This is a genomic window from Neptuniibacter sp. QD37_11 (assembly GCF_047778105.1).
Lineage (GTDB): Bacteria > Pseudomonadota > Gammaproteobacteria > Pseudomonadales > Balneatricaceae > Neptuniibacter.
The window spans coordinates 51,920-69,828 of sequence record NZ_CP180554.1; the positions used below are offsets into that span (position 1 = coordinate 51,920).

Here is a 17,909-nt window from a genome sequence, read left to right on the forward strand (position 1 = left end):
GATATGAAAGATAATTTTGATAGCAGTAACGTCGAACAAAAGCCTATGGGTGCCTTCGCACGAGGGGCATATCTCGACTACGCCATGTATGTAATCTTGGATCGTGCCCTGCCGTTTATTGGTGATGGCCTTAAACCGGTTCAGCGACGTATTGTCTATGCGATGAATGAGCTAGGCTTGAAGTCCACCGCAAAGTACAAGAAGTCGGCACGTACCGTGGGTGATGTGCTCGGTAAGTACCACCCGCATGGTGACTCTGCGTGTTACGAAGCGATGGTGCTGATGGCACAGGATTTTAGTTACCGTTATCCGCTAGTGGATGGTCAGGGAAACTGGGGTAGTCAGGATGACCCTAAGTCATTCGCAGCGATGCGTTATACCGAATCGCGACTATCAAAGTCTGCGGAATACCTGCTGAAGGAAATCAAAAAAGGGACGGCACTCTGGCAGCCTAACTTTGACGGCACCTTGAAGGAACCAGAATTCCTTCCATCACGCTTGCCTAATATTCTGCTGAATCCGACGACCGGTATCGCCGTGGGTATGGCAACGGACTTGCTGCCACACAATGTCAATGAAGTGGTTGATGCCTTACTGATGTTGTTGAAAAAGCCCGAGGCTACCTTAAGTGATGTACTTAAGCATATTAAGGGCCCTGACATGCCTACGGCGGCTGAGGTTATTACGCCTGCAGCAGAGTTGAAGAAGATCTATGAGAAAGGTCGTGGCAGCATTAAGCAGCGTGCGGTCTATCATACAGAAAACAATGAAATTGTGGTGACTGCCCTACCGTTTAATACGTCAGGCGCAAAAGTTTTGACGGATCTGGCCGCTCAAATGAATGCGAAGAAGTTGCCCATGATCGCCGACTTGCGTGATGAATCCGATCACGAAAATCCTACGCGCATCGTAATTGTCCCACGGCAGAAACGATTTGATGCGGACGAAATCATGGGGCATGTGTGCGCAAACACCGATTTGGAGCGTTCATTCCGTTGCAACTTCAACATCCTAGGCCTGAATGGTAAGCCGCAAGTTAAGAGCCTGCTGATGATACTCAATGAGTGGCTACAGTTCCGTCGTGAAACGGTAACGCGTCGTCTTGAGAATCGCCTTAAGCAGGTATTGGCCCGGTTACACATTCTGGAAGGTTTGCAGATTGCTTACCTGAGCATCGACGAGGTCATTCGTGTTATCCGAGAATCGGATACGCCAAAAGAAGATCTTATTACAGCCTTTAATCTGTCGGAAATTCAGGCGGATTACATTTTGGATCTAAAATTGCGCCAGTTGGCCAAGATTGAAGAGATGGCAATCCAGAGTGAGCGTGATGAATTGGAAGCTGAACGAAAAGTGATTGAGAATCAGCTTTCTGATCCGGAAGCGCTGAATGGCTTGATCAAAGAGGAGTTGGAAGAAGATAAAGAGACCTACGGTGATGCTCGTAAATCGCCATTGGTAGCGCGCTCCGATGCCAAGGCAATGGATGAAACGCAGTTGATGAGCAGTGAGCCCGTAACGATCGTTGCCTCCAAGCAGTTGTATTTGCGTGCAGGTAAGGGTCACAAAGCAGTCGATGAACTCGGCTCTCTAACGTACCGTACCGGCGATAAGCTTGCGTTGATTAAGCATGCCAAATCTAATCAAGAACTGCACTTCTTTAGTAACTCGGGTCGTAGCTTCACAATCGCTGCGCACACATTGCCGGGTGCGCGAGGACAAGGAGACCCAATCTCTGCTAAGGTTAATTGGCCTGCAGGTGATGAGTTAGTATCTATTGAAGTGGGTAAGGCTGATGAGTTGCGTTTGATAGCCTCCTCTGCTGGCTATGGTTTTATTACCGAATTAGAGAATATGAAAGCCAGTAAGAAGAATGGCAAGCCTGTTCTTACGGTACCAGAAGGCTCAAGTGCCCTGACCCCGCTAGAGGTTGGGAATGTCGCTGAAGCTAACATTGCGGTTATCAGTGAAGATGGTTACCTGCTGATCTTCCCTGCAGCAGAACTACCCATCCTTGCCAAAGGTAAGGGCAATAAACTGCAAAACCTGCCAAAGGGAGCGACACGAGTACAGCTTATTTCAACCTATAAGGTTGGAGATCCCGTGACGTTGCACACTCCGGGTGGCAAAAAGCTCAACTTATCAGTGGATGATCAGGATCATTACATGGGTAAGCGAGCCAGTCGAGGTAAGAAATTACCTAAAGGCTATAGCGATATTGCTAGCCTATCATAGGTTACAAAAAAACCGGCTTAGGCCGGTTTTTTATTAATTCTGAGTGATTCTTAAAGCTATAATATTTAACAAAACATACGCGGAAATCCCCTTTCTTTGGATGGGGAGGATATCAAAAGGATATGTCGATATCTGACAGCTGATATGTGGCGTTGATTTTGTTAACTTTACTTTTGATTAGGGAAATGATTTCCGCCTGATTGTTCTCATTTGCCATTCGCAGTGCGGCCCTAACCATTCCGTCTGATTTGAAGTCATAAGGTTTGCCATTGGGATTGTTTTGAGCCTCTGATAGTGCCATATCTAGAGATACATTAATAAGCATTAGTAGCTCTTCATTAACTGGCGCCCGTTTAGGAGTGATTAGATCAAAAAACTCTTTTTCTCCATCCGCAATTAAGCATCCTTTGGTAAAGCCATTTAGGCGTTGGGTGTGAAATTGTTTCTTGGCCTTGGCTAGCGCTTGAACTTTGGTTTCGGCTTTGATTGGAAAACCGCCAGCAGGATGCCAGTCCTTATCCATAAAGTTGTAGTCAATGCAATAATAGGTGCTAGGATCAACATCATCGATTTCTACAACGTAAACGAGTGCACGGGGTATTCCATTTCCTTTGCTAGCGATTAGGATGCCGCAAACAGGATACCCATTATCTGAGTCGTAATGAGGAGGAATTTGAGGAATTTGGTACTTATTTAAGTTCATAGAAACACCTATTCTTAGTTGATAGTAATTATAATAATGTCATTGCTGGAAATCCAGTCTCTATAACAATGAAATATCCACATGCAAAATAAGGATTGAGAAGCGATGAAATATTTAATACTATAACGGTTATCAAATAATAAAGCTAAGCGTGTGAATATTATCAATTCGTCCTCTATTTTCAATCGCCTATCGGGTGATCGTAAGATCTTGCCGCTCGAAGTTATAGTCGCGTTTTCCTTAGTTCTGATGTGTATCAGTTACCTTGTGTATGCCATCTATAGCTACAAGGATGCAACGAATGACGCTGTCGATGAAATGAAAGAAACACAGTCAGTGATGGTGCAGACAACACATGCAATTTATCAACATCACCACTCCATACTTACAACCATTGGCCAGCACTTAGTAAACTTAGGGGCTGTGGATGAGCCTGCAAAGGGGGCTAAGTATTTAAGGACCATCCATGCACTAAATCCCGGTTTTATCGATTTAATGCTGATTAAACCAAATGGCCGGATCTCAATGAGTTCAAAGCAAGAAAAACAAAAAATGTCGGCCACGATCACGTTGCCACCCAACATGTTAAAAAACAAAAATACTAAGCTGGAAATGCTGCGCCCAGTGTACGATGAGGCTCATCATCAGTGGAATATTCCCGTTATTGTCCCGATACATGATAAGTCTCCTTATGTGGAAGCTTATATGTTGGCAACTTACCGTTTAACAGGTTCTGCTACTACATGGGACTCATTTATCAATGCGCGCAAAGTTCGGTATGGACTTTTGCGTAATGATGGTCATTGGCAATACCTGTCTGGTTTAACTGATATTGCTAACACGCAGAAATACCGTATGCCTGAAAAACTCTATATTCAGAAAGAGATTGAGGAATCTGCGCACCGCAAAGTAGAGGAAGCTAGATACCTGCCGGTCAGCATGGAGGGTCGGGAATCTCTTATGTTGTCACGCTATATTCCGGAATATGGCTTTTACACTGTAACCTTTTATAAAAGTGAGGATATTTTCCTTGTTTGGTTTGGGCGTCAGAAAATCCCGCTGGTTTTGGGGATGCTGTTCTTCGCGGGCAGTATTTTGAGTTTGAATATAGCGAGATTCCTGCAGGATAAGAGTGATCGGGCAAGACAGGCTGTAGAAGCACAGCTTTACGATCGTGCACACTTCAACCCCTTAACTGAACTGCCGAATCGAACTTATGCTATTGAGCTTATAGAGCATGAATTTGAGTTTGCCAGTGTGCGTAATCTACCTGTCTCTCTGGGCTTTATAGATATAGATAACTTCAAAAACATTAATGACAGTTTTGGTCATGATGCAGGTGATCTATTAATCAAGAAGGTCAGTCAGCTCATCAGCCGCTTGGCGGGTGATAACAACCACATCCATGTATGTCATTTAAGTGGTGATGAGTTTTGTGTAATCTGGGGCGGAGGATCGCAGGAGGAAATGCGAGAATTCATTAAGGTGTTTAGTAACACTAATCCAGCAAAATTCAAGATTAACGACCATTCCTTCTATATCTCCGCATCGATGGGGGTTGCCACCTACCCGTATGATGACAATTCCCCAATGGGTTTACTTAAGTGCGCAGATATTGCACTGAATGCTTCGAAGAAAAAAGGTAAAAAACAGGTCTTGTTCTACAATTCAGAACTGGCAAGTAAGCGCCAACGCTGGATAGAAATTGAGCATGAGTTGCGAGATGCGATTAAGAATGAGGAGCTATCTGTTTTCTACCAATCTAAGTATCAAATGGGGATTCCAGAGGCTCCGGTGGGGTTTGAGGCTTTAGTGCGATGGAATAGTTTAAAATTGGGGTTTGTTTCCCCCGCTGAATTTATCCCCGTAGCGGAGTCATGCGGCATGATTGGTGAAATTGGTGACTATGTCCTAACTCGCGCTTGCAGGGATGCCGTAAAACTAAGAGAGCAATTTAATGATAATGTCAGTGTGGCTGTGAATGCCAGTATGTACCAATTGCGGCATAAGAGCTTTATTGGGGATATTAAGCGTAACCTTGAGATTAACAGGTTACCTGCCAGTGTGTTAGAAATCGAAGTGACTGAAACAATGTTGGCTAAAAATTACGAGCTCATTTTAAGTAATCTTCAGGGCATTAAGGAGTTGGGGGTAGCGATCTCCATTGATGACTTTGGGACTGGATATAGTTCCTTGAGTTATTTAAGTAATTTCCCTTTCAACTGCGTCAAGATTGACCGTGGCTTTACGCAGTCATGTCCGGGTTCAGATGAGAATGAGGCGATTATTCGCGCCATTGTAACCTTGGCGCATACACTAGGAATGGAAGTGGTGGCTGAGGGCGTAGAGACGCGTATTCAGGAAGATTTCTTAAAAGATATTGATGTGGATATCGTGCAGGGTTTTTTATACTCCAAGCCTAAATCATTGGAAGTGCTATCCACTGATAAGGTGACGTTGTTCTGAGTAAAATGTGGTAGCGTGGCTAGACCTAGTTATAGGAAGGAGGAGCCGCCTCAAGTAATACAGGAAAAATAAAAAAGCCCATTGGGCTTTTTTATTTAGAGAGTTCTTCCAGCTCAGCTAATGCATCTTGGTCAATCTGAGTGGCAATTGGAGTTAACACCCCCTCTTCAGCTTCGTCTAGTTCTGTGGTTGATGGATTGTCCGCAGCCTGAGTGCTATCGCCTCGACTGAAAAGCTTAAGCAAGCCTGTGACAAACAGGAAGCTAAATACCCCAAATCCCAGTAAGTAGGAAAGCGTTATGATTGTGCTAATCCCAAGGCCAAAACCCTGATTCTGCTCGGATTTTTCAGTAGAGAGAGTGCCTGTTACGACGGCTTGAGATCTTCCCTGTGGGGTGGCATCTCCGGCGTCTTGAGGGGCTTCAACAATGGGCAAGCTACTGAGCGTACTTTCTTCGCCTTGTGCTATAGAAGGCTTGGTGAGTGTAGATTTGGCAAGTTGTCGAAATTGATGCTCTACTTTTTCAAGATCTACTTGAAAAAAAGGGTACTTTGCTTCAACTTCAGTCAATAACTGAGTCGAGACAGGGTTAAACCCTTGCGAGCGTGATAGAAATAGCAATGCTGCTTCATAAGTGGTTCGCTCGCCTTTTGGATACTGCGAATTTAGTAATTTCTTCGCCAACTGCTTGCCTATCATAGAGGCTAGGTAAAGATCGCCATCAAGGGCCTTTTGGGTAATAAGTGCGAGCTTTGCCGGTGTTTGTAAACCCATGTTGGCAAGGTACCACTCTTCTACCTGAGTCATCATGGCTGGGTTATATAGAGTCTTACTCACAGTAGCGGCTGGGTAATTCAGTAATACGTTGGCCTGTTCATCTGCAAAAGTAGGCAGTGAAAAATGCAGGGATGTTGCCACGACCAAAGGGAGTAAAATTTTTCTCATTATCTCTTCGCTAATAAATTGACTTACTGATTTGTTTTATTATAGTGGATATTAATTGCAACTTCTACAAAAAGGCACTGTTTTGAATGCCCTAGCAACCATAGCCACTGAAACTTACAGTTTTGAGCCTATTGCTACGCAAAATGGGATTTTTCGGCTCACATCTCCAAAGTTGGATGCTATTATTCAGCTGCAAGAAGCGAACTGTAATATCATTGAGTGGGAAGTGCAGCACTGTAGCCAGAGACAGGGGCATTCTCGTAGCGCTTTGATTTATCTTAAGCGGCAGGGGTTAAAGATCAATGTCTATGGGGCATATCCTCAAGGGCATGATGTGTACCCTAATGCATGGCCCTTTTGGATGCAGATGATAGATGAGGGGTTGGTGGAAATGGTTTTTTCAGGGAACGGCACATGCATGAAAAGAATGCCCGAAGATCATACTCTTGAGCTGGCTTATTGTTTTGATATTGCTGAGCCCTGAAAAGGAATTTGTTCCCACCATCGGATGTAACTTTTTTCACCTAGGCCAAGCTGACCTTCCCTGTTATCACCTGAGCCCCAAAGTACCCCATTATTATCAAGCAAAACACTTCCGTTACGTTGAGCTGCAATGTCTTTAACATTGTCGCGGGATTTCACCCATCTAAATGTGGTCTTTTCCTGACCTATAAGGGATAGTTGACCGTAACGATTAGATCCTGCTACCCATAGCGAACCATCTTCACGTAAAGCCAATGTGTGTGCCTTGCCTGCGGCGATTTTACGAACACCGTGGAGCACTCTCTGCCATTTACTGACTTGTCGTTCATTGACAAGGTGAATTCCTAGCTGGCCATGCGTGCCATGCCCAACAGACCACAATGATCCATCGTACTTCAATGCTAAACTAAATTTTTTCCCTGCAGCAATCTGCTTTACACCAGCCAATGATTGTATCCATACGGGAGGGTTGTCTTTGTTGGGAGGGGAAGCTAATTGGCCTTTATCATTTTTTCCTGCACCCCAAACGCTACCATTGTTTTTAAGTATAAGGGTGAATTCATCAGAGGCTGCCATATCTTTAACATTAGTATTGATGAGCGTCCAATTATGGCCTCTGCCTAGGCTTCGGCCTCCGAGATTGCCACTAACATTGCTGCCCACGCCCCATAATTCACCATTTTTCTTTAAGGCCAATGAGAAAAAACTGCCTGCAGAAACTTTAACAACATCATTGATTGATGGGGTCCACTGTTTAACGTTTTCAGAGCGTGACGCACGAACGCCAACCTGCCCTGAGCCATTGTAACCCGATCCCCACAGTTGTAGGTTTTTATCAACAAATAAGCAGGTCGAGAAGCTGCAATCGAAATCAATGATATCTGTGTGGAATTTGGTAAGTGAGTGATAGCCATTGGCTTGCCCAAGCGAGTGGTTAAAGCTACTACCTGTAATATAGCTGCCCTGTGTCGTTTTTAAGGCAAGTTGGTTTTCACCACCCCAGATTGCTTGGATGCTTGGGGTTGCAGTTGCGATAATTGGGGTGAATGTCAGTAAGGCTGCAGCTAAATAACGCATGATTTTTTATTTTTTAATATACCGCAAAATAAATACCGGCACAACGGTGTAGAACCTAGATGCCATTTGTTATAATTGATTTATCACACTGGAGTTAACAATATGCAGAACTATATTTATCAGACGGATTGTGCAAATTTCAGAAGGACAGATAAAGAGGGACATGAGTTACGGGAAGCCCAATGGCATGAGATGATGGCGAATCGTGTATCCATCCCTGAAGGTAATTTCACAACAGTTTGTGATGTTGATACCCTGCTAGATGAAGGTGAAACACTTGATGAGTACTTAATGGGTGATCCGGATGCAGGTTTTTATCGAAGCGCGATTGATGGATATGCGGTGTTCTTTATTCAGCACTCCGGGTTTGAGATGATATTTTGGCATGAGGACGGTTTAGAGTCTGGCTTTAAGGTGAATTCCCCTTCTTTTGATAATGATGATGGATTGGAGCTATGATTGTATTTCACGGGCGCAAGCGCATAAATAACGATAAGCCTTTCACGCTGGATTATATCGATGACCCTCGCTGCAATCATGAAAAAGGTCCGGGTATATACTTAACTGATAGTTTGGAAGTCGCGGGCTACTTCTCGGGTCAAGACGGGGTGATTATTACATCTACCCTTACAGGCATTGATTTGATGGATTTGCCCTTATCTACTTTTACCCCCGAGCTGATTGAGGATTTGCTCGAAAAAAAGGATAATATCGAAGAGATACTTGCTGATTGGGGCTTTGAAAGAAAAGAAGCAATGTCTGAACTCGTTGAAAATATTATGGATCAAGATACGCCTTATGACATATTCATAAGCCTTTGGGCAGAAGCATATATGCATGATCCAAAAAATCTATTGAAGCACATGCAGGAATTGGGGGTTAGTTATACAACGATCCCTGAGGAGCAAAAGATACCCTCAACATTTGCTGTGGCATTCACTCCGGAATGTTTAGTGGATATTAAAATCGAACCTGCTTGTGAAAAAATAAAGCAAAAGCTACTTGACGAGAACACTTCAGAGTTGTCGATTTAATTAAAAAGCGTTATAGTATTTAAAAATAATAAGAGAAATTGCTATGCCACGCTATTTAATTGCAGAAGATGACTGCCTGTATTCGCTATCTGAGTTGAATGAGTCTGTATTAACCATGGCGGATCATGGACTTATTAGCCTTTATGATCGGAAAACAAATCAGCAATATCAGGGAGATGGGGGATGGACTGACATCATCCCTGCCTATTCCGATAAGTGCGATAGCTAAGGGATAGGTCATATGGATACCTCAAAGGCACTCACGAAAGAAATGACGGCTCTTATCGATCAGTTGATGGCGGATGGCGATTGTCATAATTCCGACATCCGTGAATGGATGGCCGTCTTCATTGACCATGATGCATTAGCACGTATGGAGCTAAGTTCAAATGACTGCTCTCAGTATTTGCCTGTAGGTAATCCCTACAAAGAGATGTTTACCTACACGCAGCCAGCTTTAGTACTGGAGCTTATTCATCCATCAGGAAATGGCATTGTTGATCGAATTGTTATGCTCTCCGAAGATGGTGTGGCTTTAATAGGTCGATATACGATTCCGGCACTGACCTTTGATAACTCAGAGGCGCATTTCGGTCCAGAAGCGGGTTGGCCTGCAGCTGAGTACATTGGCTACCTGAGTACTGATCAAATATTGGGGTATATTAAGCAGATCCCTGCACCTTTGCAGCGTATGGTGCGTGCTATTGAGACAAACTATAAGCTTCCTCCAACACCTGAATTGTTCGATGGCCCTTACCTCGAAATGGATCACCTCTCTAAGCACTTAAATATCCTGTCAGTGGCGGACACCTCAATGATTCGTGATGATGGTCAGGGTCAAGCCCCGGCTAGGGCTTACAGCCTATCCTCGCCATACTGGAAGGACTGCGAAAATCATGTAGTCCTTCCCGAAGATGAAAGCGATGATCAAGCCTCCCTCTTCTGTGTTACAGGAGGACAGTCGCCGGAATTAATCCTTAAAATGCATAAGCATGATCTATGGGGCCACCTGCAAGAATCCAGTGTGTTTATGTCAGGCCTCGGTGTTCCGGGTAAAGCTGAACTGTCACATCCAGACTTGGACATCTTATGGAATGAAGAGTTGGCGTATGATTATCTGAAAAATGCCGAAGTGCGCATCATGGAGGTGGCTTCTGATGCGTATATTCAGGAGATCCGGCCTATCACGTTTATTGATGGGAGATTTAACATGCTTAATCATTTTGGTGCGGCTGAAATCAAGTATGCCAGCATGATTCAGTTTGCCGTTTCCAGTGCACACAACCGTCAATTTAATGCATTCATCTTGGCAGGTTATGACAAAGTTCTGATCACCCAAACAGGGATGCAGGGAGAGGACGAGCTAGATGGACTGATAATCCATGGCATTATGAGTGTTAATGAGTTTGCGGATTACATGGCGGCTCAACCAGACTTAGAGCACTATATTGAGAACAACCAGTTCAAGGCATCATTGGGCGCAAAACTTTGTTAAATGAGTGAGAACTGCTCAGCAGGGGGATTGCTGGAAAAAGTAGCAAACCCCTTGCCCATACATCCTTCCAAACCGTACGCCATTGTAATCGCAAACTTCAGTATGAAATGTTTCCTCAGAATCGGTATAAACCTGATCCGAGTGCTGCATAAATAGCGCTTCTGTTACACGCTCACAGGACATATAGAAACTCTGCTCGGTAGATGAGTGTGTATAAAATACCCCATCTGAGGTAAATCGCCCCTCTGCTGCGACCTTTCTTTTAATTTGAACAAAAGTGTCTTCAAAGGCCTTTGTACCAAAAAAAACCGCTACTTTTTTGCGGCTCTCAGCTTCTTTATCCATAAACTGAAAAAGAGATTGTTCACCCTCAGGTGTGCTGAGGTACGCGTCTAACTCACGCAAAAATTGTTTTTGAGCATCATTCATTTTAATTACCAGTGATTCATAGAGGGAAACAAGTTGGCTTTGAAAAAATCTGGCATCAGATAAGGTTCATCGTCCTGAGATTACAGTTGATGCACAACAGCTTTAGTCAGGGTGCGGATTGTTTGCATCAATCCTTGCTGACGTATCCACATACATTTCCGTAGAGCCTGTATGTACTATTGCATGCCTGCCTTTTTTGAGTGGTGGCGTTTCCACTATCAGCGTACGTAATCGGCTCTCTGAATTCCACCTACCCTCGCGGGAAGTTAGGGTTTCGAGGCCCATGAGCATCGTCCAACCAAAGTCCTAATAGCTTTGCAAGCGTTCGGGCTGCGCATGTTCACCTTGCGGTGCATGGCATTAAGGCATTTTCAATACGCTGTGATGGCAACTTTCGCTTAGGTTTCATATTACGAGATTTGAACTCGTGACCGGATGATTAAAAGTCATCAGCTCTACCAGCTGAGCTAAATATGCGAACTCACAAGGAAGCGTGCCATCAGTTGCTCCGTAGTTTTTTGAACCACAGAATACAACACTCCCTTACTTGTTCCGTAAGCATCGCTAAATGCCGTTTAAGAACGATCTGACGACAGCTGCATGCCTTGAATACATCATTCCGTGAAAGGCAGGTACCCGCCCTCGCCGCTAAGCTCAGACTTAAATACCTCGGCCTTTGGTATCAAAATTAAGTACGTTGCGTGTTCTAGCCCTGTTGCGCAAGGCACTGCAAACATAACCACTTAGCGTAATCTACAGCTTTGAACCGTACTGTCATTTTTTCGACCCAACCAGAGTTGAATCGCTCCTGAAGGAGTACCTCACCTTATGTGGATTAACTCACCTTGCGGTAAGCGAGGATCTGTGAGAATCACCTCTTCCTGACAGTTACCTGTCAGTCTTGTGCCACAACACAAACTTGGTGGCGGGGACTGGATTTGAACCAGCGACCTTCGGGTTATGAGCCCAACGAGCTACCAAGCTGCTCCACCCCGCATCAAATTAACACCTCACTTCTGAGGTTTGCGCTTTTTGAGATAAATCTCACGAGCCTTTCGGCCCGAAATAGCGCCTTTCGGATAGTTGCGAACATTCATGTTCTCTATTGCTCCACTGATCAAAAAATTGGAGGGTGATAGCAGATTCGAACTGCTGAACAACGGATTTGCAATCCGCGCCATTAACCACTTTGGTAATCACCCTCATGTGCCTGATACACAGGTGTATGGTCGGGAGAGGAGGATTCGAACCTCCGAAGCTTTCGCGTCAAATTTACAGTCTGATCCCTTTGGCCGCTTGGGTATCTCCCGGTGGTATCCCGTAGGGGGTTCGAACCCCTGTTATCGCCGTGAAAGGGCGATGTCCTAGACCACTAGACGAACGGGACACTTCATAAAAATTGGTCGGGGAGGAAGGATTTGAACCTCCGAAGCTTTCGCGTCGCATTTACAGTGCGGTGCCTTTGACCACTTGGACTACTCCCCGGTGGTATCCCGTAGGGGGTTCGAACCCCTGTTATCGCCGTGAAAGGGCGATGTCCTAGACCACTAGACGAACGGGACACTGTTAGGCATATGCCTAAAAGAAATCGGTTGGAGCGGGTTACGAGATTCGAACTCGTGTCATCTGCTTGGAAGGCAGAGGTAATAACCCCTATACGAAACCCGCTCTATGATCTGCCGCTACCAGATCGGTGTTCGACTTGCTCCTTACGAGCGGGCTGAACAAGCGCAGCGCGGACCTCTTTTCAATTAAAAACCGAGAGGTGCTCAACGGTTTAAGGTTAGAGGCCGCATTGGCCCAACAAGGAAGCTACCTTTTGAGTAGCATGGTCAGCCGATTACACCTTAAGTTGGTCGACTGCAAAGCACGTGGATCACACGTACTGTATTTGGAGCGGAATACAAGATTTGAACTTGCGACCTGTTCGTTGGCAACGAACTGCTCTACCACTGAGCTAATCCCGCTTCAAGCTGGTGGGAATGACTGGAATTGAACCAGTGACACACGGATTTTCAATCCGTTGCTCTACCAACTGAGCTACACTCCCGATGTATGGTGGACCGTGCCGGGGTCGAACCGGCGACCTCCTGCGTGCAAAGCAGGTGCTCTCCCAATTGAGCTAACAGCCCGTTTGGCTCCCTGAGCTGGGTTCGAACCAGCGACCAACAGATTAACAGTCTGCTGCTCTACCAACTGAGCTATCAGGGAACGACAAAGAAATGGCTCCTCGGGCTGGGTTCGAACCAGCGACCAACGGATTAACAGTCCGCTGCTCTACCACTGAGCTACCGAGGAATTAAGTATGGCGGAACGGACGGGACTCGAACCCGCGACCCCCTGCGTGACAGGCAGGTATTCTAACCAACTGAACTACCGCTCCGCACTTAATAAAATGGTGGCGGGGGCCGGATTTGAACCGACGACCTTCGGGTTATGAGCCCAACGAGCTACCAAGCTGCTCCACCCCGCATCAAAACAGATCATTTATGTAAGTGGTGCCGACACCAAGAGTCGAACTCGGGACCTACTGATTACAAGTCAGTTGCTCTACCAGCTGAGCTATATCGGCACAATGGTTAAGAGAGAAGGCGGCAGCATATGTGCCGGTATCTTCTTTCAACAAGTTGAAGGTGTCTGTGACTACCTTCCCTAAGCATTATTCCATCAGTCATGTTTAGTGAGTGGTGGAGCTATGCGGGATCGAACCGCAGACCTCCTGCGTGCAAAGCAGGCGCTCTCCCAGCTGAGCTATAGCCCCACAATTTGCCCATGTGGAATTGGGGTGTTGCTAAACATGGTGCCGACACCAAGAGTCGAACTCGGGACCTACTGATTACAAGTCAGTTGCTCTACCAGCTGAGCTATATCGGCACGATCAATTGAAGTATTGCTCCCAATTAATATAACGGTATTAAAACATATAAATTAATGTCAAGCAAACCCCTTTCCGCAAAAAAATAAAAATATTTTTTAGCAAATCTGGTGGGTCGTACAGGGTTCGAACCTGTGACCAATTGGTTAAAAGCCAACTGCTCTACCGACTGAGCTAACAACCCACAATGTCCTTTTGAGAAGAAGTGAAACTTAGAAAATACATCCTGCACAACTCGCAAATTATACTTATGACTAAGTCACTTTTTCAGTAAATTTGGTGGGTGCAGGAGGACTTGAACCTCCGACCAGATGGTTAAAAGCCACCTGCTCTACCAACTGAGCTATACACCCAACACTTACATAAATGATCTGATTGGTTGCAGTGGAGGGACTTGAACCCCCGACCAGCCGCGCATGAAGCGGCCGCTCTACCAACTGAGCTACACTGCAACTTCAGATTTTTTCAAAACCAATTTGTTAAAGAGCGTTGCGCTCGGACATAAAAAAGCCCCGGCGACTTGCGTCTTCCGGGGCTATTAACCATCGTATTCCGGAAGACTTAGCTTCCAGAATATCTGAAAGCTACGTTTGTTTGTGTTCTGCCTTATAGTTAGCAAACATATCAAACCCACCTACTTTTTCAGGTGTGCAATTACAACCGCCAAAATCGGCGTTCATAGAAGCTGCGTTGTTAAGGTTTGATGTAAACATTGTTTTGCCTTTTCAATTAAGGTTGAATCAGAATATAAGACCAATTATACACACCCTTTTTACTATGTCAAATATAAATTCAAAAAAAATTGAAAAAAATAGAAAAAGTAAATTAAGGCAATAAATGAGCAGTATTGCTTAGTAGGTTTTTCGATATAAAAAAGCCCGCTTCTTCTTCTATACCATGAATGATTTTTTGCGACTCTAATGGGTCCTGATCAAGCAGGCTGTAGGTACCAATGTGGATTGCGTTGAGCGTATCCACCAATTCGGCAAGCTTTAATAAGCAAAAATTACAGGCTTGACGTAGAAGGTATTGATACATACGGATTGCCCAAAGGTTGTCGGCGGCATCCAGATCCAGTGGTTGGTCAATATGCATCCAGAGCTTTAATCCTTCTGAGCTGGCAAGGGAGTGGTCAATCGCATTGAGTAGCTGTTCATGATTGAGTGGAGCGACCTCCCTTCCCTCCGTAAATGAGGTTACTTTATTGGTAAGGGGGTGGTTATCCGACTGTAGACCTCGCTTGCTATAACTAGATAGGCTATGTCGCAATAAATTGCAGCCTAGTACTTCTTGAATGAAGCAACCGATATCATTCATCAGAAACGTTAGTAGAGGTGGCTCATTAGATTGCTCATCCGCAGTTAGGGCGCATAAGAGCTCTGTTTCCTCTTCCGAATCGACAAGGACCCTTTTTAAGTCGCGATAGGTTTTGCTGGCAAATGCGTTGGATAGGCAGTCACGGATCTCCTTTGCGGATGGGTCGCTAGGGAGTGTGTAGCTGAGTTGTCTGGCGATGTGTTTAATGTCTTTTATATTAAGGCTAATCTGCCCACTATCGATATTCATAAATGCTTACGTATGTTTGCTACACATATAGTAAGTGATTCAAGGCTCTTCGTCCAATTAATACACTTTATAATAGATGAATAGTCGTAAGCGCATTAATGGATATTAATTCAATAAGATTGACTTTTTAATTATTATTATTATAATGAAAATTGTAGTTTGAAGATAAATAGTGCGAAAGCTAAGGAGTACACTGTGTCACAACTACATTCGAACCTGAAGAGTAAGATCCTAAAGGAGTTAGGTATTGATGGTGTGGGGATTAAAAAGGAAGCAGATGGTTACCACTGGACAGGCAATCACGTTGTTGAATTGATGGATGATACCCGTGTAGGTATCCGCCGTCTTAGTGATGCGACACCCTATTCTTTATTTGCAATATTTCTGGATAAAATGACACAAGTGAGGATGGATTATGATCCTGAGGCATTGGTGGTTTTTAATATCCCTTTCGATGATTCCTTGAAGACCATCGAGCATTTGCAGATGGCTTATGGTGTATCGATGGACTTTATGATGGTTCGTGGGCCGAAGCGCCTGTGGCGCAGCTCAACCAATGCAACTATTAACGGTCGCAAACGTCGTATTATGGGGTTTGGCTCTACACCGTCTATTGCAATGTTCGAGTTAATTAGCGCGATTACTGAGCAGGAGAGTCAGCTCACACCGCTGCTATGTGAGTTTAAAGAGCAAATGCGCCTTACCGCGAAGGACAAGGCCAAATTGGCTCAAAAAAAGCAGCTGCAATTCGCATGCTAATTTATGGTTTGTTAGTCAGGTACATAGGGTTCACCCAATTATGTCGCAAGTATCGGTACAGAGATTGAAATCCTTTACCATGAGCCACTTTCAGCTCTTGGGTGGTAATGGATTTTAGTCCGTGATGATGTTGAGGCTTCATTAGCGTCATCTGAACAGCATGGCACACCTCATGTGCCACAAGTGCTGCAATGCATGCCTCTTTGCTGCCATTAACCGTGCCGATACCTTCTTGCCGGTCTAAATGACTGTATTCTAGGAATGTGTAGCTGCCTGCGGGTGGTAAATATCGCTGCAGTGCTAATGACACAAAGGGTTTTTTCTGCGCATTGATGCCGCCCCAGCTGCATCGATTGGTGAAATTAATCTTAAAGTGCAATTCGGACTCAAACTCACTGGGTACTGAAACGGGAAATGCCTCCGACATGATGTATTCTAAAGCATCTTGCAATGCGCTTTGCGCAAAGGCAATGACCTCTGCGCCTTCGGGTGAGGCAGCGACAGCGATATCTCTGCGATCAATTTGTCCTTCAAAAACAAGTTGCCCTTTGGCCCATTTATGGATTTGCTGATAGAAGATCTCAGCCAGCGAGGACGCTAGATCATTAAAGTAAATCATCTCATCGACAGCGGCGATTAAGGCCTCTTCGATTTTAGGTGTAAAAGAGTGTATTAATCCAAAAAATGGGATCAATAGTCCTCTGCTACTGGTATTGGCATTCTCATCAACAGTCCATCGCAAGACATTGATGACGGGCTCGCTAATGCCGTAATCAACAGGTGCTTCACTTAGCGTATAAATTGCATCAATTAAGAGTTCTTTGTGGGGTACGGTTAAGATAGCCACCTTATACGGCGGAATGTCATAAATCGGATTACTCATGTTTTTTATTTTTCATGATAATAAAAAGAAAGCAAAATAGCCAGATCCGCTTGAAAGCCCCTGCAGAACTCATTATTATTATTGAAATAATAAAATAAAATGAGAGATGCTATGGCTAATCGCATACGATTAAATGATCATGTCGCTGAACTGTATGTTCAACTTGATAATGCTCGTAAAAAACGTGATTTCCATGCAGATCTTAAGCAGACGGCGGAATTAATCCGGACCGGTGTTGGTCATCGCTCCGCCGGGATGAAGTCTATAGACTTATTTGAAGATGTTATTAGTAACGCACTCAGTGCAGTAGAGGCACGTGAAGCAGAGCTTACAGATACAGATTTTGATTTCCTTGCGGTATGTCGACGCATCAAGGACCGTTATAAAAAACTATGTGACCTTCACCGTAGTCGTGGAGGGAGCCACTGGGATGTATCTATTCGCGTTTCGGGCATTAAAGAGATTTTCAAGGCTGAGCAAGCGTGTCGATCATTATCTTCTCAGGGGCTGCCGGTAGCATTTGCACGTCAAGAGGCAGGAATCAAGGAGCCGCCCTACCTTCATATATTGACCTCCTTTCAGGGCTACGATGATATTCAGAACGTTATGACCTTTGATGAAGCAACCACAACACGAATTTTGGTACCTGACTTTCAGGTGCCTAATGATCTTCCCTGTGAAACGCTAAATGATATCCTCTTAAACAACTCCTTATCGGTTATGTCAATTCAGTTCTCACCACTGGATTACCAATCTGAGGATTGTTTAATGAGGCAGTGGCTGAATAACGTCGGGAAATCAGGCCCGGGTATCGAGTATCCTCATGCCTCAAATCATACAGATCGGTTTGTGGGTGAAGGTGAGCCTGTAACACCTATTGTTTTAGCGCGTCAGATTCAGGCTGTAGCTCAAGAGAAGCAAACGGCACAATCAAATGACTTGCGCTGAAAAAATCGTA

Annotated in this window: 16 protein-coding genes and 21 tRNA genes; 9 read left to right on the forward strand and 28 right to left on the reverse strand. The window is 44.7% G+C overall.

Annotation, left to right across the window (positions count from 1 at the left end; translation table 11 throughout):
* The first annotated feature begins 3 nt into the window (after positions 1–3).
* Complete coding sequence (parC, locus tag ACMXYT_RS17260) at positions 4–2,235, forward strand: DNA topoisomerase IV subunit A (RefSeq protein ID WP_415913438.1); 2,232 nt, start codon at positions 4–6, stop codon at positions 2,233–2,235.
* A 112-nt stretch (positions 2,236–2,347) separates the two neighbouring features.
* Here the strand turns inward: parC and ACMXYT_RS17265 are convergent, their stop codons facing one another.
* Positions 2,348–2,938 (reverse strand): hypothetical protein, encoded by a 591-nt coding sequence (locus ACMXYT_RS17265; protein WP_415912889.1) that lies wholly within the window; start codon positions 2,936–2,938, stop codon positions 2,348–2,350.
* A gap of 153 nt (positions 2,939–3,091) precedes the next feature.
* On the opposite strand from ACMXYT_RS17265, the gene ACMXYT_RS17270 reads away from it, so the two are divergent.
* The gene (locus tag ACMXYT_RS17270) at positions 3,092–5,404 is read left to right on the forward strand and encodes an EAL domain-containing protein (protein ID WP_415912890.1); all 2,313 of its coding nucleotides are present in this window, start codon (positions 3,092–3,094) and stop codon (positions 5,402–5,404) included.
* Positions 5,405–5,495: 91 nt separating this feature from the next.
* Here the strand turns inward: ACMXYT_RS17270 and ACMXYT_RS17275 are convergent, their stop codons facing one another.
* Positions 5,496–6,350, reverse strand: coding sequence for a hypothetical protein (locus tag ACMXYT_RS17275; protein WP_415912891.1), 855 nt, complete (start codon positions 6,348–6,350; stop codon positions 5,496–5,498).
* A gap of 55 nt (positions 6,351–6,405) precedes the next feature.
* Here ACMXYT_RS17275 and ACMXYT_RS17280 point away from each other — a divergent pair, with 55 nt between their 5' ends.
* Positions 6,406–6,834 (forward strand): hypothetical protein, encoded by a 429-nt coding sequence (locus tag ACMXYT_RS17280; RefSeq protein WP_415912892.1) that lies wholly within the window; start codon positions 6,406–6,408, stop codon positions 6,832–6,834.
* On the opposite strand, the gene ACMXYT_RS17285 is transcribed toward ACMXYT_RS17280, so the two are convergent.
* Positions 6,807–7,910, reverse strand: a complete 1,104-nt coding sequence (locus ACMXYT_RS17285) for an RCC1 domain-containing protein (protein WP_415912893.1) — start codon at positions 7,908–7,910, stop codon at positions 6,807–6,809. The genes ACMXYT_RS17280 and ACMXYT_RS17285 overlap by 28 nt on opposite strands.
* Before the next feature lie 102 nt (positions 7,911–8,012).
* Here ACMXYT_RS17285 and ACMXYT_RS17290 point away from each other — a divergent pair, with 102 nt between their 5' ends.
* The 4 genes from ACMXYT_RS17290 to ACMXYT_RS17305 are packed head-to-tail and all read left to right on the forward strand — an operon-like array spanning position 8,013 to position 10,439.
* A complete protein-coding gene (locus ACMXYT_RS17290) occupies positions 8,013–8,369 on the forward strand; it encodes a hypothetical protein (RefSeq protein WP_415912894.1) in 357 nt (118 codons plus the stop codon).
* On the forward strand, positions 8,366–8,944 hold the full coding sequence (locus ACMXYT_RS17295; RefSeq protein ID WP_415912895.1) for a hypothetical protein: 579 nt from the start codon (positions 8,366–8,368) through the stop codon (positions 8,942–8,944). The genes ACMXYT_RS17290 and ACMXYT_RS17295 overlap by 4 nt, the downstream gene beginning before the upstream one ends.
* Positions 8,945–8,987: 43 nt before the next feature.
* The gene (locus tag ACMXYT_RS17300; RefSeq protein WP_415912896.1) at positions 8,988–9,173 is read left to right on the forward strand and encodes a hypothetical protein; all 186 of its coding nucleotides are present in this window, start codon (positions 8,988–8,990) and stop codon (positions 9,171–9,173) included.
* A 12-nt stretch (positions 9,174–9,185) separates the two neighbouring features.
* On the forward strand, positions 9,186–10,439 hold the full coding sequence (locus tag ACMXYT_RS17305; protein WP_415912897.1) for a hypothetical protein: 1,254 nt from the start codon (positions 9,186–9,188) through the stop codon (positions 10,437–10,439).
* A gap of 15 nt (positions 10,440–10,454) precedes the next feature.
* On the opposite strand, the gene ACMXYT_RS17310 is transcribed toward ACMXYT_RS17305, so the two are convergent.
* The 24 genes from ACMXYT_RS17310 to ACMXYT_RS17425 all read right to left on the reverse strand — a co-directional run bounded on the left by ACMXYT_RS17310 (position 10,455) and on the right by ACMXYT_RS17425 (position 15,309).
* Positions 10,455–10,868, reverse strand: a complete 414-nt coding sequence (locus ACMXYT_RS17310; protein WP_415912898.1) for a hypothetical protein — start codon at positions 10,866–10,868, stop codon at positions 10,455–10,457.
* A gap of 404 nt (positions 10,869–11,272) precedes the next feature.
* A tRNA-Lys gene (locus ACMXYT_RS17315) sits at positions 11,273–11,344 on the reverse strand.
* A 444-nt stretch (positions 11,345–11,788) separates the two neighbouring features.
* Positions 11,789–11,865, reverse strand: a tRNA-Met gene (locus ACMXYT_RS17320).
* Positions 11,866–11,994: 129 nt separating this feature from the next.
* Positions 11,995–12,070, reverse strand: a tRNA-Cys gene (locus ACMXYT_RS17325).
* A gap of 24 nt (positions 12,071–12,094) precedes the next feature.
* Positions 12,095–12,178, reverse strand: a tRNA-Tyr gene (locus tag ACMXYT_RS17330).
* Position 12,179: 1 nt separating this feature from the next.
* Positions 12,180–12,255, reverse strand: a tRNA-Glu gene (locus tag ACMXYT_RS17335).
* Positions 12,256–12,268: 13 nt separating this feature from the next.
* Positions 12,269–12,353: transfer RNA gene (locus ACMXYT_RS17340), tRNA-Tyr, on the reverse strand.
* A 1-nt stretch (position 12,354) separates the two neighbouring features.
* Positions 12,355–12,430 (reverse strand) — tRNA-Glu (locus tag ACMXYT_RS17345).
* Positions 12,431–12,461: 31 nt separating this feature from the next.
* Positions 12,462–12,536, reverse strand: a tRNA-Gly gene (locus ACMXYT_RS17350).
* Positions 12,537–12,760: 224 nt separating this feature from the next.
* Positions 12,761–12,835, reverse strand: a tRNA-Gly gene (locus tag ACMXYT_RS17355).
* A 7-nt stretch (positions 12,836–12,842) separates the two neighbouring features.
* Positions 12,843–12,918, reverse strand: a tRNA-Phe gene (locus tag ACMXYT_RS17360).
* Positions 12,919–12,924: 6 nt separating this feature from the next.
* Positions 12,925–13,000: transfer RNA gene (locus ACMXYT_RS17365), tRNA-Ala, on the reverse strand.
* A 3-nt stretch (positions 13,001–13,003) separates the two neighbouring features.
* Positions 13,004–13,079, reverse strand: a tRNA-Asn gene (locus ACMXYT_RS17370).
* Between the two features lie 12 nt (positions 13,080–13,091).
* Positions 13,092–13,166 (reverse strand) — tRNA-Asn (locus ACMXYT_RS17375).
* Between the two features lie 8 nt (positions 13,167–13,174).
* Positions 13,175–13,251: transfer RNA gene (locus ACMXYT_RS17380), tRNA-Asp, on the reverse strand.
* Positions 13,252–13,264: 13 nt separating this feature from the next.
* A tRNA-Met gene (locus tag ACMXYT_RS17385) sits at positions 13,265–13,341 on the reverse strand.
* Positions 13,342–13,364: 23 nt separating this feature from the next.
* A tRNA-Thr gene (locus ACMXYT_RS17390) sits at positions 13,365–13,440 on the reverse strand.
* 113 nt (positions 13,441–13,553) lie between these two features.
* A tRNA-Ala gene (locus ACMXYT_RS17395) sits at positions 13,554–13,629 on the reverse strand.
* Positions 13,630–13,666: 37 nt separating this feature from the next.
* A tRNA-Thr gene (locus tag ACMXYT_RS17400) sits at positions 13,667–13,742 on the reverse strand.
* 109 nt (positions 13,743–13,851) lie between these two features.
* Positions 13,852–13,927, reverse strand: a tRNA-Lys gene (locus ACMXYT_RS17405).
* 93 nt (positions 13,928–14,020) lie between these two features.
* Positions 14,021–14,096, reverse strand: a tRNA-Lys gene (locus ACMXYT_RS17410).
* A 23-nt stretch (positions 14,097–14,119) separates the two neighbouring features.
* Positions 14,120–14,195: transfer RNA gene (locus ACMXYT_RS17415), tRNA-Met, on the reverse strand.
* A gap of 132 nt (positions 14,196–14,327) precedes the next feature.
* A complete protein-coding gene (locus ACMXYT_RS17420) occupies positions 14,328–14,456 on the reverse strand; it encodes a hypothetical protein (protein ID WP_415912899.1) in 129 nt (42 codons plus the stop codon).
* A 112-nt stretch (positions 14,457–14,568) separates the two neighbouring features.
* Positions 14,569–15,309, reverse strand: a complete 741-nt coding sequence (locus ACMXYT_RS17425; protein WP_415912900.1) for a hypothetical protein — start codon at positions 15,307–15,309, stop codon at positions 14,569–14,571.
* Positions 15,310–15,504: 195 nt separating this feature from the next.
* On the opposite strand from ACMXYT_RS17425, the gene ACMXYT_RS17430 reads away from it, so the two are divergent.
* A complete protein-coding gene (locus ACMXYT_RS17430) occupies positions 15,505–16,068 on the forward strand; it encodes a hypothetical protein (RefSeq protein ID WP_415912901.1) in 564 nt (187 codons plus the stop codon).
* 1 nt (position 16,069) lies between these two features.
* On the opposite strand, the gene ACMXYT_RS17435 is transcribed toward ACMXYT_RS17430, so the two are convergent.
* Positions 16,070–16,951 carry a hypothetical protein gene (locus tag ACMXYT_RS17435; RefSeq protein ID WP_415912902.1) on the reverse strand — a complete coding sequence of 294 codons (882 nt, stop codon included), beginning with the start codon at positions 16,949–16,951 and terminating at the stop codon, positions 16,070–16,072.
* Positions 16,952–17,062: 111 nt separating this feature from the next.
* Between ACMXYT_RS17435 and ACMXYT_RS17440 the strand changes: the two genes are divergently transcribed.
* Positions 17,063–17,899 carry a hypothetical protein gene (locus tag ACMXYT_RS17440; RefSeq protein WP_415912903.1) on the forward strand — a complete coding sequence of 279 codons (837 nt, stop codon included), beginning with the start codon at positions 17,063–17,065 and terminating at the stop codon, positions 17,897–17,899.
* Positions 17,900–17,909: the final 10 nt, after the last annotated feature.